We start from the raw sequence: 13,773 nt of genomic DNA on the forward strand, positions 1-13,773 counted from the left end.
CCTCAACTTTGTTCCTGACCCCCATGTGCTGCAGCATAACAGCAGGTTATAAAAATGGTGAATATTTTAATTGTTATTTTGACAATTAAATAAGTTCTGTTAATTTGGACTTGTTATGAAAAAACAAAAATACTCCACACTGTTACAGGGGATAGTTATGTCATTACTCCTGTCGATATTGTTTCCTGTACGGTTAGCGGCGCAACGCCCATTGAATTTTATCGTGAAAGCCAACGAAGTTAAAACGGCTGTATCTCCCAATATGTGGGGTATCTTCTTTGAAGATATCAACCTTAGCGCAGACGGTGGTATTTATGCGGAACTGGTGAAGAACCGCTCCTTTGAATTCAGTGCACCGCTCATGGGCTGGAGTATTCCGAAGGAACTAGCCGCCAACGGGCAGGTGCTGGTTATCAACCGGCAGACCACCAATGCGGCCAATCCCCGCTTTGCCAGGGTAACGGTGCCCGACACACGTAATTTCGCATTGGTGAACGAAGGATTCCGTGGTATGGGCATTAAAGCAGGAGAGCAATATAATTTCTCTTTGTATGCCAGACAGCAGTCTGCTACGCCAATGGAACTCACGGTTACCTTACTGGATGAATCAGGCAAAGCTATCGGCAGCACTACCATAGCACCTGTCGGCAATAGCTGGCAACAATATAAAGGGAGCTTCACGGCTTCCGCTACGGTATCTAAAGGAAAATTGCAGGTGGCATTCAAAGGGCCGGGCATAGTTGATATAGACATGATTTCATTGTTCCCGCAGCATACCTGGAAAGAGCGCCCCAATGGCTTACGTGCCGATCTCGTACAATTACTGGCAGACCTGCATCCGGGATTTCTCCGCTTCCCCGGAGGCTGCATTGTAGAAGGGCGGGAGCTGACCAACCGCTATCAGTGGAAGAAAACAGTAGGAGATGTGAATGAGCGCGAAGTGATCATGAACCGATGGAATACAGAGTTTGCACACCGTTCAACACCGGATTATTTTCAATCTTTCGGATTGGGCTTCTTCGAATACTTTCAGCTGTCGGAAGATATTGGTGCTTCACCACTACCGATTCTCAACTGTGGCATGGCCTGTCAGTTTAATAGCAGTGAAGTCGTTGCTGTAAATGAGCTGGACCCTTACATACAGGACGCACTGGACCTGATAGCATTTGCCAATGGAGATGTAAATACTACATGGGGGGCCCTGCGTGCCAAAATGGGACATCCTGCACCATTTAACCTGAAAATGATGGGTGTGGGCAATGAACAGTGGGGGCCGCAGTATGTAGAGCGTTACACGATTTTTGCAAAAGCGATTAAAGAAAAGTATCCGGACATAAAATTGATCAATAGCCTGGGACCCGGTCCGGACGGTGATAAATTTACTTTCCTGAATGATACGTTGCGTAAACTGCATGCAGATATCCTGGATGAACATTATTACAGTTCCCCCGAATGGTTCCTGAAAAATGCTTCGCGTTACGATACGTACGACCGCAAGGGACCGAAGATCTTTGCCGGCGAGTATGCTGCTCACAGCAAAGGTGTTGGCAATGGTGATAATAAAAATACCTGGCAGTGCGCCCTCGCTGAGGCTGCATTTATGACCGGCCTGGAACGCAATACAGATGTAGTGGTAATGGCTTCCTACGCGCCATTGCTGGCACATGTGGATGGCTGGCAATGGACACCGGATCTGATCTGGTTTGATAACCTACGCTCGTATGGTACGCCGAACTACTATGTACAAAAACTCTATGCTAACAACAAAGGGAGTGTGGTGGTACCGATTCTGAAAAATAATGACGTGATCAGCGGACAGGACAGCGTATATGCTTCAGCGGTAGTGGACCATGTTACTGGCGAACTGGTGGTAAAACTGGTGAATACATCCGCTAATTCTATTCCTGCGGAGTTGATTGTGCAGGGCAGGAAGCTGGCCACCAGTGGAAGCGTAACTAAATTGCAAAGCAATAGCCTGCAGGGACTGAATTCCCTCGATCAGCCAACGAATATTTCCCCGGTTGTACAAAGTATTGATATTAAAGGCAAGACAATACGAACTAATATAGCACCCTGGTCTTTTTACGTGATCAGGATTAAGATGAATGAGTAGATCATATAACTGTCCCACTATATAAGCCGTTGGCGGGAAATGCTCCTGTCAGCGGTTTTTTTCATAATGATTATGTATGTCAATGGTACGTTGGGAAAACGATTCTTTTGAGGTAGCTGATTAGTTGGGTTGTTTCCGGGCGATCGACCGGAAACAACCCAACGGTCATTTACTCTTTCACCATTCTGCAGCCGTACAACGGTCCGGCGCTGTTATTGTTTTTAGGTACAAAACGTATGTTCACGCGTTCTTTTCCTTTTGTCAGGCTTTCAGGTATTGCATAGGAGATCTGATAAAACCGGCTCTCCTTGAATTTATTGATATCTTCTGTTGCGATCGTGGTGCCGTCTACTATAATGTCGAATGTTCTGCCACGGTTATCCATACCCCAGTACGTGCATTGCAGGGAGTGTTTGCTGTTGGGGGCTACTTTCATCTGGAAGGAGAAATAACCTTCCGGCCATGCGATACGCCATTTGCGGCCATGCTCTTCTTCAGTGGTTGTTTTTTCACCGGTGAATTCATGATCACGTTCTGGTTGCATTTCTCCGGGGCGAAGGATATCTGTGGTGCGGGCATCGAGTTCCTGCTGTTGCTTTTTTTCAGCGGCATAGCGTACCTGTTGCAGCTTCCAGCTCTCCGGTGAAAATACATCCCAGTATACGGTGTAATATTCGTTTTTAGTTTGATAGAAAGGTGACAGCGTAACATCCTGTGGTTGTGCGGTGCCAACAGAGCGGAAGGTGAGCGTATTGTTATCGGTGCGTTTGATCCAGGTATCGGGGGAATGATTGGCAGTGACCAATACCGGCACACCACTAACCGGGTCTGGTTCTTTTTCACCCAGTATACCGGATAGCAACACAGGGCCGTAGAACAATGCCTGTCGATTTGGGTTATCGGGGATGGCTTCTGTATACACATCTGCGGGTAAGGTAAGCGTTACTTTATCATTGTTTTTCCAATTGCGGCGGATCACAAAGTAGCCGCCTGGATCTGTCGTGAGCGGCTGGGCGGTGCCATTTACCCGCAGGGTAATGCCTGCTCTAGCCCAGGCTGGTTTACGGATGCGTAACGCAAAGGAAGCAGTCTGCTTCGTACTAACGGTGAAGGTAGTACGATTATCGGCAGGCAGATTGTTTTCCTGTTTCAGGGTAATTTCTTTTTCCTGCCATTGCAGTACAGATGGGATAAAGAGGTTGACATACAGACTTCCGTCTTCGCCTTTGTAATAAATGCTCTCGCCATATTTCACATGATTTTCCATACCTGATCCAACACAGCAGGTAAAGGTTTCGAACTCATCGCTGTACTCTTTTTTGCCACCCATACGGAGTGGTACGAAGTAGCACATCATACCGGTTTCATGATTTTGAGAGGCGAGAATATGATTATACAATGCCTTTTCGTAATAGTCCATTAGTCTGGCTTGTGGCGACAAAGCAAACAGGTGCCTGGTCAGCTTCAGCATGTTATAGGTATTGCAGGTTTCGGTGGTGTTGTCCGTTAGTGCTTCGTTGAGTTGTCTGGCGGCGCCGAAATATTCATAATTGCTATTACCTCCGTTGGCATAGGAGTGATCTTTTGTCACTACCTCCCAGAAGTAGGTGGCAATGGCAGCATCGTTGCTGTCTTTATTCAGTTCATATCTCCGGATGCTGGCAATAGCTTTGGGGATCTGGGTGTTGGAATGCTTACCGGGAAGTACATCTTTCCCGATAGCCAGTGAATCAAGAATACGTTTATCATAGAAGCGATAGGAGAGATCAAGGTACTTTTTATCGCCACTCAGGGCGTAGGTATTGACAAGTGTTTCCGCCATGCCACCGTATTCGCAGATCAGCATTTGCTGCATCTGTGCTTCCGTGAGATTTTTGATGACATTGCCGGTCCAGTCGGCGATACCTTTGTTGACCTGCAATGCTTGTGCATTATTGCAATAGAGCCATGCGTCCAGTAAGCCGGCCATTATTTTATGTACCGTATACCAGGGTGACCAGGCACCGTTGAGGTCAAAGCCGCGGGAGCGGATATCGCCGGCGGCTACCTCGGTCCAGAGTTTATCATCATTAGGGAAGGCGCCAATATATCCGCTGTGGCGGCTTTGCTGACATAAGGCCAGTTCACTTACCAGGTAGTTCACCCGGTTCAGGTAAGCGGTATCTTTCGTGGCGGCATATTGCATGGCGCAGGCGGATAAGTAATGGCCCATGGTATGTCCGGCGAGGCCACCAGTTTCCCAACCGCCGTATTGTTTCCCTTTAGGTGCCAGACCAGCATTGGAGCGGAAGGCCGACAATAATCTGTCGGGGTCTATTTTTAGCAGGTAATGTGCATCCGCCAGCATGGCTGTTTTGAACGGGCCGTCCAGTAACGTTACGGCCGCTAACGGAAACGGATATGCTTTAATGGCTACTGCCGGCAGCACTTTCATCTTAGGCTCTTTCCAGCCCGGAACATAGGACTGGGCAGTTGTGCTATAATACCCTGCCAGTGCCAGACAGGTAATGATCAGTCTTTTCATATTCATCAATATTTATCCCGCTAAAGCTAGCTACCACGCCGTATACTTACTTTCCGATTATTGACAGATAGTATACGTATTTTAATCATTCGCTTTTTTAATTGTTTAATTGACACTAAAAATAAAATAAAATTATTTGACTTTAGCCGGATTATCACGATATTTAGTGACTCTTTTTCACTTAATACCAAAATACGTTATGGACATGAATTTAAAGGCGATGACTGCCCTATTGATTTCCGGTGGCACCCTACTGGCTTCCTGTAACAACAATGCTCCTAAGACAGAAGAAAGTAAGGATTCCACAGCAGTTGCTACCACTCCGGTTAATGGACCGCGCAGCTTTGGTCAGGCAGACGGTCAGGAAGTATTGCAATATACCCTGAAGAATGCCAACGGGATGGAAGTTAAGATCCTGAACTACGGCGGTACTATTACCGATATTATCACCGCCGACAAGCAAGGCCAGAAAGGAAACGTCGTATTATCCTACGATTCATTATCAGGTTACCAGCAAAAAGGACAGCCTTACTTTGGCGCGCTGATTGGCCGCTACGCCAACAGGATTGCCAATGCAAAATTCAAATTGGATGGCAAGGAATATTCCCTTGCTGCCAATAACGATGTGAATAGTCTTCATGGCGGTCTGAAGGGATTTGACAAAGTAGTTTGGGCAGCCACCCCCGCTGGCGACAGCAGTCTGCAGTTGGTATATACCAGCAAAGACGGAGAAGAAGGTTATCCGGGTACTTTACAGGCAACCGTAGTGTATACCCTCACGCCTGACAACGCCCTGCAGATTACTTACAAAGCTACTTCCGATAAAGCCACCCCGGTGAACCTCACCAACCACGCTTATTTTAATCTTTCTGCTGGTAAAGACAGCACCATCCTGGGCCATGAATTGTCCCTGAAGGCCAGTCGTTATACCCCGGTTACGGATAAACTGATTCCTACCGGTAAACTGGATCCGGTAAAAGGAGGTCCCATGGATTTTACGTCACCTAAGAAAATCGGCGCCGATATCGGTAAAGTAAAAGGTGGGTATGACCATAACTGGGTACTGGACAAAAAAGAAGGCGATCTGGAAACTATTGCTACCCTGTACGATCCTAACAGCGGTCGTTTCATGGAAGTAGCTACTACGCAGCCAGGTATACAGTTTTATACCGGCAACTTCCTGGATGGTACCCTTACCAATACCCGTGATGGTAAAAAATATGTGAAGAACGCAGCACTTTGCCTGGAAACGCAGCATTTCCCTGATTCTCCGAATCAGCCGTCTTTCCCTAACGTGATCCTGAAGCCAGGTGAAACGTTTTCACAAACCACTGTGTATAAATTCTCTACAAAATAAGTAATAGTAAGGCGGTTGTTTCCATCTGGGGCAACCGCTTAATTTATGCAGCTGCGCGTTGATCCGGCATTTCTTTCTTCATCATGCCGATCATTCCCCATACCCCCAGGATAGCGGCTATCAAACACATAAAAAGTACCGGCGACACATATAAGATCCCCACATAACCCAGCAGGGCCAGGTTAAAGCAAACCAATACCCCTATAATGACCTTTCCGAGCCATTTGCCGGCTTTAAATTCAAGCGGACGATTGATAGGCTGCGTACTGTACTTGTGCACCAGCAGCGCCGTTAATTCAGCGGAAAACTGCTCCGTTGTTTGCGCCGTGCCGTTTTCTTTTAAAAATAGACGGAGTTGGTCGTCATTGATTTTATTCATAATAAATTTCTTTTTTCCTGGTCCAGTAATAACTGTAACGCCGCTTCCAGTTGTTTACGTCCTCTCAGCAGCCGCATTTTTATGGCGGATTTATTCATTCCCAGTATATCGCAAATCTCCCCGATACTTTTTTCCGCGATATAATGAAGCGTAATGATGGTCCTGTCTTCCGCTGCCAGTTCATTCAGCAGCAGGGTCACGTATTTTTTCCTTTCTGTGGCGATTAACGCATCCCAGCTCTGATTTTCAGAAAATCCCGGTAAACCGGCTGCGTACTGTGTTTCGAAAGGGACCGGCTGCGGTTTCCTGTACTGGATTTTTGTAATCGAAGTATTATAAACAATTTTATAAAGCCAGGAGGAAAATTTAGCATTGTTATTAAATTTTCCGAGAGCAGCAAAGGCTTTTACAAAGGAATCCTGTACAACTTCTTCCGCATCCTCCCTGTTTGAAACAATCCCCATGGCGATGGTGAAGGCAAAGTCCTTATAGGTATTCACCAGATAAGCTATGCCGGCAGGGTCACCAAGCGCTGCTTTTTTTAATAGTTCATCTTCGGGTTGAATTTGCCTAAATAGTTTCATCAGATAGTTAGACCAGCAAAGAAGGAAAGTGGTCACAAAAAAAATATTGTGACCATTTGGGCAAATGGCTGGTCTAATATGAAAGTAGCCAAAAACTTTTAAATAATACATCATGCAACTAACGTCCGCCGCCTTATTTATTGCTATTGCACTGGTCATATTCGGAATCAGCTATTATTATTTCACGACCAGGCATAAAGAACGAATGGCCATCCTTGAGAAAGGACTGCCGCCAGATTATTTCAAGGGAAATATAACAGTACTGCCTTTCTTATTAATACTGGGTATTATAAGTATTGGTATTGCGATGGGATTGCTGACAGGCGCCTTGCTGGATGCACTACCCATTCCGGGAGTTAGCAATGACCTTAAATTTATCTTTTCTATATTCCTTTGTTTAGGTATTAGTTTATTAGTGGGATATGCGCTGCTTAAATCCCATTCCCGGAAGCCTTAARCATACCTAAGAAAATATACCATCCCATCACAGGAAACCCACACCCGCATGTATTAGCTTTTAATCATGCCGCCGTCCTGTGCCCATTATCCTCACCAGTTAAATACAAATTATCATGAAAAATAAGTTAGCGGGATCGCTATTGCTATTATTCCTCCACCTTCACTTTATAGCGCCGGCACAATCAGCCGAAGCACGAATAGATACCCTGTTGTCGAAGACATTTTCTGGTACTGGTCCCGGAGGCGTAGTACTTGTGGCCAAAGATGATAAGATCATTTACCAGCAGGCGTTCGGTAAAGCAGACCTGGAAGCAGATCTTCCCATGCAACCGGAACAGGTATTCCGCATCGGCTCCATCACCAAACAGTTTACTGCCTGCGCCATTATGAAGCTGATAGAAGAAGGCAGGTTATCACTGCAGGATGATATCCGCCGGTTTATCCCCGACTATCCCACGCATGGACAAACCATTACCATCGAACATTTACTCACGCATACCTCAGGCATTTCCGCCAGCGCCGGGAAATGGACGCCAGAAGCACGAAAAAAAGATATGACACCGCTGGAACTGATAAAGCAATTTAAGGAAGAACCCATGGAATTTGAGCCAGGCGCGAATTTCCGCTATAACAACAATGGGTATGTACTCCTCGGCTATATCATTTCACTGGTTACCCAAACTTCCTATGAGGAATATATCACTACACATATCTTTGAGGTCCTCGGCATGAAACATACCTTTTTCGATAACGGAGATCATTTCATCCCCAGCAGGGCACATGGGTATGAAAAGTATGATGACCATTACAGAAACGCCGCCTTCCTGAGCATGTCTCAACCTTATGCAGCAGGCGCTATACTCTCTACTGCGATGGATTTATATACCTGGAACAAAGCAGTCATGGAGTATAAGGTTATCCGGAAACAAAGCCTGGACAAGGCATTAACGCCCTATCAACTGAAAAGTGGTGCCTCTACCGGATACGGCTATGGCTGGTGGAGTGGCAATATTCAGGGAAGCCCCGACAGGCACCATGATGGACTGATTAACGGATTCTCCACCTTCGCTGTTTATCTTCCAAAAGAAAAAGTATTTGTAACCCTCCTGRCGAATTGCGAAAATAATAACCCGGAACTAACAGCCACAAAAATAGCCGCCATCACAATCGGAAAGGCTTATCCGCAACAGGAAATACCATTATCTGCTGAACAGCAAAAGGAGTTGGAAGGTGTATACGGATCAACGGCAACGGGTGAGAATTACATCGTGTATGAAGATAACCGACTGTTGTTGTATAAAAAAGGCGGCACTAAAAGCCGGTTGGTGCCTTTTGATAAAGACCAGTGCTGGCAGGATAACAGTTTGAATACCTTCACTTTTACCAGGAATAGCAGTGGGCATATTAATGCAGTAGTGATACACGGTAACGGCGATTCCACCATCCTGAAACGCAGTGATAAGATCGTTACCGCCATGAAGGCAATACCCGTGGAACCCGCCAGCCTGGAAAAGTACGCAGGTAAATACCGGTTCAGCTCCGGATTTATTTTAACGATCAGCCAGGAAGATAACCGGATGTATGGTAAGGGAACAGGTGGGAGACAGGTAAAGCAGGAAATATTATTGTATGCACCACATCAGTTTTTTGCGAAGAATATGGATGCGCAATTATCTTTTCATGTAGATGAGCATGGAAAAGTACGGGGGCTGACGAAAATCCAGAATGGGCAGGAGGAGGCGGAGAAAGTAGAATAATAAAAAAACCGCTCCCGATAAGAGAGCGGCTTTTCGTATATCCTAGAAATTCGGATTCTGTATCAATATCCCCTGACTTCTATCTATTTCCTGTTGCGGCATCGGGAAATAGTAATTCTTCGGACGAACAAATGTTCTGGCTGCACCACCGCGGGTGATCGTAGTGCCATCATACGCCTTCTTGGGCAGTTTGTACAACGCTACAATATCTACCAGTTTCGCTTTATCCCAACGCAACAAATCCTGATGCCGCTCATTCTCGCCACATAATTCTACCCGGCGCTCGTGCATCAGTTCTTTCATACCGGCATTTGTTACCACAGGCAAAGTAGTGGAAGCACGTTGACGAACGGCTTTAATTTCTGCATCACCGGCACCGGCGCCATTCACACGGATTTTAGCTTCAGCCACCAGCAGGTAAATATCTGCGGAACGCATCAACGGTGTTTTAAGCGAGTAGTCTAAACCACCGGAAGGTTTCCAGCTACAGAATTTTTTATAGTGATATCCACTCCAGGAAGCATCTGCATTGTAGGTAGCAATACCGGTACCTATATTCACCTGGTCGCCGGGTTGCATAATGCAGATATTCTTACGTGGATCGCCTGCTTCAAATTCATCCACCAGTCCTTTGGTAGGGTAGAAGAAGCTCCAGCCATTCCAGTTACGCGGGGCGTGATAAGTGATGAAGTCGGAGTAGCCGTTACCATCTACTGTTTGAACGGCCAGTAACATTTCTGAATTGTTACCGGTAGCTACGCTGAAATTATCGGCATATTTTGGAGCTAATGCATAGTGTGCATTGGTGGTTACCTTGCTGCCAAATTCAATCGCCTTGTCCAGTTTTTCCCAGTTCATATACAGTTTGCAGAGCAGGCCCCATGCGGTTCCTTTGCTCACCCGGCCTTTATCGCCATCACCATAGGTTTCCGGTAACTGATCGGCGGCTGCCAGCAGGTCCGTTTCAATCTGTGCACGCAGCTGATCTGCACTCACTTTAGGTTTTTTGTAATTGGATTTGAGTACGTCATCTTCTGTAACGATTGGTGCTTCTCCGTAGATCAGCAGCAGACGCCAGTAGGCGAAGGCGCGGAAGAAATGTGCTTCACCCAGACAACGGTTTTTAATCGCTGCATCTATATCTGTTATTTTAGGAACATAAATGAGTACGTTGTTGGAGCGGCTGATTGTTTCATATTTCCATCTCCAGCCTACTCTGACACTGTAGGTAGAAGGATCATAGGAAAAGTCTTCAATAGCAGCGTCGTAATCGTGGTCACCACCACGTACCTGGTCATCTGAGCAGTTATCAAATACAAACTCGTTAAAGCCGGTATAATCTTCTTCCAGTAAGGTATTATAAATGCCGGTAACACCATCTAATGCATCGCTTTGGTTACGCCAGTAGTTGCCGGTGGTATAATTTCCTTTTGGCTTTACATCCAGCACACTCTTACAACCTGCCAGCAGCACGGCGGTAATTAAAAATATATGTTTGATCCGTTGCATAGTAATTAATTTAAAGTTCCCGTGAATTAAAAGTTAAGGGTAGCGCCAAATGTAAAGGTCCGGGCCTGTGGATAGGCAGCTACGTCTACACCGCGTTGTCTGTTACCATCGAGGGTACCGTTGTATCCCAGCTGTGGAGTTAAACCAGAGTAGGAGGTAAGGATGAACAGGTTTTGTGCGGCTACATATACATGGATATCAGAGATGCCGCTGTGACCCCATATTTTAGATGGAATGGTATATCCCAGTGAGGCATTCTTCAGGGAAAAATAATCACCTTTTTCTACAAAACGATCGGAAACACGATTGTTCTGATTGTCACTGCGGAGTGACATACGTGGTACGCTGTTGCTGGTACCTGCACCATGCCAGCGGTTCAACGCGTCGGCATACATGTTATACGGATAGGCAGGATCCATCCCCTGCATTTTATCGGCATTGTACAGTTTTACACCACTTACACCGGCAAAAGAAAGACTCAGGTCAAAGCCTTTATAGCTGCCGCTGGCCTGTATCCCGTATACCATTTTAGGGTTAGGGCTACCCAGGTTTACGCGGTCTTTATCGTTAACGATACCATCTCCATTGATGTCTACAAAGCGTACATCGCCGGGCATGATTTTAGCCTTGTTAGGATCGTTTTTGATGTTGGCGTCATTATTTACTTCGTCAGCTGTCTGATAAATACCATTGGTTTTCCAGCCATAGTAAGAGGCTAATGGCTGACCTACATAGGTGCGGGAAATTTCCACTCCCTGGCGGCCGTAAACAGTTGAACCAATGTAAGAGGAAGGATCGTATAATTTGGTGACTTCATTTTTAATGAAAGAAGCGTTGGCGCTTACATTAAAATGAAAACGATCATTACCGCCCTGGTAGCCTACTTCCACTTCCCAGCCTTTGTTATTCAGCTCACCGATATTACGATCGGGGATAGCGGCAGTACCATGCAGGTCCATTTCCGGAGCTGGTACCAGCATATCGCGGGTATTTTTATTAAACCAGGTAATGGTGGTATTCAGTTTGTTTTCGAAGAAGCCAGCTTCCAGGCTGATGTTCGTCATCTCCGCTTTTTCCCAGGTGATGTTGGGGTTGGCCAGTCTGGAATTCCATACGCCGGTAAAAGAGTTTTCACCAAAGTTATAGCGTCTGTCTTTGTCTATCGGTGCCAGGTACTGGAAATCATTTATGTTCTGATTACCCAGTTGTCCCCAGCCTCCGGTGATTTTCAGGTTGCTGACTGTTTTCACATGATCTTTAAAGAAGGTTTCGTCTGAAATGCGCCATCCTGCGGAGAAGGCAGGGAAGTATCCCCAGCGTTGATCTGGTGCAAACCTGGAAGAACCATCCGCACGGAAGGTAACTGTCAGCAGGTATTTGTCTTTATATCCATAGAAACCTCTCACAAATCCTGATGCGATAGCGTTGGCCGGATAGTAGTTACCCTGGGCATCGTGGATGTCGTTACCATTGCTGAGTACACGCTGATCTGGTGCTTCATCATTAAAGCCCCAGCGGTCGGCGCGGAAGAAGGAGCCGTTATAAGTTTGCTGAGAGTAACCACCGGTAACGGTGATGTGGTGTATTTGTCCGAATATCTTATTATAGGTCATGAATATTTCACTGAGCTGGGTGTTTTCGGTGGCATTGCGGTTGAACAGTTCTGCGTGATCACGTGCCCTGGTCTGGTCCAGTACTTTTGGAGCGAAGCTATACTGGTTGTTGATATTACCGTCAAATCCGTAGTTGGCGCGCAGGGTCAGACCGTCCATAATTTCCAGTTCTCCGTATACGCTGGCCAGCATGCGGTAAGTTTTGGTCCATGCATCGGTAGTTTCAGCGGTATATACCGGGTTGTTGATATCGCCCAGTTCATTGCTGGCTTTGGAGCTGCCGTAGCTGCCATCGGGATTGCGTACCGGGATGGCCGGGTTGAAACGCAGCGCGCTGAAAATAAGACCTGTCTGTGAAGAGTAGGTATCAGGACCGGCGCTCTGTTTATAGGTCAGCTGCATGTTTTCACCTACTTTGAAACGTTTACCCAGCTTGTGTTCTGAGTTGAAACGTACGGAGTAACGTTTAAAATAAGAGTTGACAATCAGCCCGTTTTCATTATAGTAACCTGCACTGAGCATGTAATTGGAACTGGCATTACCACCGCGTAAGCTCACATCAGCATTGGTTACATCGCCGGAACGCAGGAGGGCGCGTTGCCAGTCGGTGCGTTGGGTGGAATAGTAAGGATCTTTCCAGAGTGGATCTACAGCGGCGCCATCGTTGGTATAGCGTTCCTGTTTGAGCATGGCCAGGTCCGGTGCCGTTAGTAAAGGAATATACCGGATGGTGTTGGAAACACCGCGGTAAAGGTTCACAGATGCTTTCAGTTTCTCGCCGTAGCTTCCTTTTTTGGTGGTGATGATCACCACGCCGTTAGCCGCACGGGTACCATAGATCGCGGAAGAAGAGGCGTCTTTCAGTATTTCCATAGACGCAATGTCGTTTGGATTTACATCGCTGAGGCCACTGGCCGGGATCCCGTCAATGATCACCAAAGGGTCTGCGTTGTTAATGGTACCTGTACCACGTATACGTATGGCGGGTGTGCTGCCGGGAGCACCGTCTGAGCGGACAATGTCCACCCCTGTAACACGACCCTGTATAGCCGAGGCGGCATCGGGTACGGGTAAGTTTTTAATATCAGAGCCTTTTACGGAAGCAATGGTACCGGTTACATCGCGGCGTGTTTGTACACCATAACCTACGACCACTACTTCACCCAAACCTTTGGTAGTAGCACTGAGAGATACATTGATGACAGTTTTGTCACCAACCGTTATTGTTTGTGGTTCATAGCCGATAAATGAGAACAAAACCGATTTAGCACCTGCGGGTAAAGAAAGGGTGTAGTTGCCTTTTGTATCAGTACTGGCTCCGCTGCTGGTGCCGGGCACAATTACATTTACACCTGGCAGACCCGTTCCGTCTGCCGCCCCGGTGACTTTTCCGGTAATGATCTTTTGTGCCATCACAGCGCTGGTAGCTGCGCATAGAAAGACCATCAGAAAGCATAATTTTCTAGTGAATGAGTACC

Annotated in this window: 9 protein-coding genes; 4 read left to right on the forward strand and 5 right to left on the reverse strand. The window is 46.6% G+C overall.

Features of this window, described 5'->3' with window-relative positions; genetic code table 11:
• The first annotated feature begins 115 nt into the window (after positions 1-115).
• The gene (locus tag AC1DP6_RS28980) at positions 116-2,113 is read left to right on the forward strand and encodes an alpha-L-arabinofuranosidase C-terminal domain-containing protein (protein WP_477058001.1); all 1,998 of its coding nucleotides are present in this window, start codon (positions 116-118) and stop codon (positions 2,111-2,113) included.
• 169 nt (positions 2,114-2,282) lie between these two features.
• On the opposite strand, the gene AC1DP6_RS28985 is transcribed toward AC1DP6_RS28980, so the two are convergent.
• A complete protein-coding gene (locus tag AC1DP6_RS28985; protein WP_477058002.1) occupies positions 2,283-4,637 on the reverse strand; it encodes a beta-L-arabinofuranosidase domain-containing protein in 2,355 nt (784 codons plus the stop codon).
• 199 nt (positions 4,638-4,836) lie between these two features.
• On the opposite strand from AC1DP6_RS28985, the gene AC1DP6_RS28990 reads away from it, so the two are divergent.
• Positions 4,837-5,994 (forward strand): aldose epimerase family protein, encoded by a 1,158-nt coding sequence (locus AC1DP6_RS28990; protein ID WP_477058003.1) that lies wholly within the window; start codon positions 4,837-4,839, stop codon positions 5,992-5,994.
• 43 nt (positions 5,995-6,037) lie between these two features.
• On the opposite strand, the gene AC1DP6_RS28995 is transcribed toward AC1DP6_RS28990, so the two are convergent.
• Positions 6,038-6,373 (reverse strand): hypothetical protein, encoded by a 336-nt coding sequence (locus tag AC1DP6_RS28995; RefSeq protein ID WP_477058004.1) that lies wholly within the window; start codon positions 6,371-6,373, stop codon positions 6,038-6,040.
• Positions 6,370-6,957, reverse strand: coding sequence for an RNA polymerase sigma factor (locus tag AC1DP6_RS29000; protein WP_477058005.1), 588 nt, complete (start codon positions 6,955-6,957; stop codon positions 6,370-6,372). Before AC1DP6_RS29000 ends, AC1DP6_RS28995 begins: the two co-directional genes overlap by 4 nt.
• Positions 6,958-7,069: 112 nt before the next feature.
• Between AC1DP6_RS29000 and AC1DP6_RS29005 the strand changes: the two genes are divergently transcribed.
• The gene (locus tag AC1DP6_RS29005; RefSeq protein WP_477022719.1) at positions 7,070-7,414 is read left to right on the forward strand and encodes a DUF6249 domain-containing protein; all 345 of its coding nucleotides are present in this window, start codon (positions 7,070-7,072) and stop codon (positions 7,412-7,414) included.
• Between the two features lie 115 nt (positions 7,415-7,529).
• Positions 7,530-9,173, forward strand: a complete 1,644-nt coding sequence (locus tag AC1DP6_RS29010) for a serine hydrolase (protein WP_477058006.1) — start codon at positions 7,530-7,532, stop codon at positions 9,171-9,173.
• Between the two features lie 42 nt (positions 9,174-9,215).
• Here AC1DP6_RS29010 and AC1DP6_RS29015 read toward each other — a convergent pair whose 3' ends face one another.
• Together AC1DP6_RS29015 and AC1DP6_RS29020 are read right to left on the reverse strand one after the other, a co-directional pair.
• Entirely contained in the window at positions 9,216-10,682 is a 1,467-nt protein-coding gene (locus AC1DP6_RS29015; protein ID WP_477058007.1) for a RagB/SusD family nutrient uptake outer membrane protein, read from the reverse strand.
• A 26-nt stretch (positions 10,683-10,708) separates the two neighbouring features.
• Positions 10,709-13,741, reverse strand: coding sequence for a SusC/RagA family TonB-linked outer membrane protein (locus tag AC1DP6_RS29020; protein ID WP_477058008.1), 3,033 nt, complete (start codon positions 13,739-13,741; stop codon positions 10,709-10,711).
• Positions 13,742-13,773 lie beyond the last annotated feature (32 nt).

Source organism: Chitinophaga sp. 01L420 (assembly GCF_056399985.1).

What these genes read in the sequence shown, in the direction of transcription:
- AC1DP6_RS28980 (WP_477058001.1), top strand. Translation starts at nt 116, where the DNA reads ATGAAAAAACAAAAATACTCCACACTGTTACAGGGGATAGTTATGTCA.
- AC1DP6_RS28985 (WP_477058002.1), bottom strand. Translation starts at nt 4,637, where the DNA reads ATGAAAAGACTGATCATTACCTGTCTGGCACTGGCAGGGTATTATAGC.
- AC1DP6_RS28990 (WP_477058003.1), top strand. Translation starts at nt 4,837, where the DNA reads ATGGACATGAATTTAAAGGCGATGACTGCCCTATTGATTTCCGGTGGC.
- AC1DP6_RS28995 (WP_477058004.1), bottom strand. Translation starts at nt 6,373, where the DNA reads ATGAATAAAATCAATGACGACCAACTCCGTCTATTTTTAAAAGAAAAC.
- AC1DP6_RS29000 (WP_477058005.1), bottom strand. Translation starts at nt 6,957, where the DNA reads ATGAAACTATTTAGGCAAATTCAACCCGAAGATGAACTATTAAAAAAA.
- AC1DP6_RS29005 (WP_477022719.1), top strand. Translation starts at nt 7,070, where the DNA reads ATGCAACTAACGTCCGCCGCCTTATTTATTGCTATTGCACTGGTCATA.
- AC1DP6_RS29015 (WP_477058007.1), bottom strand. Translation starts at nt 10,682, where the DNA reads ATGCAACGGATCAAACATATATTTTTAATTACCGCCGTGCTGCTGGCA.
- AC1DP6_RS29020 (WP_477058008.1), bottom strand. Translation starts at nt 13,741, where the DNA reads ATGGTCTTTCTATGCGCAGCTACCAGCGCTGTGATGGCACAAAAGATC.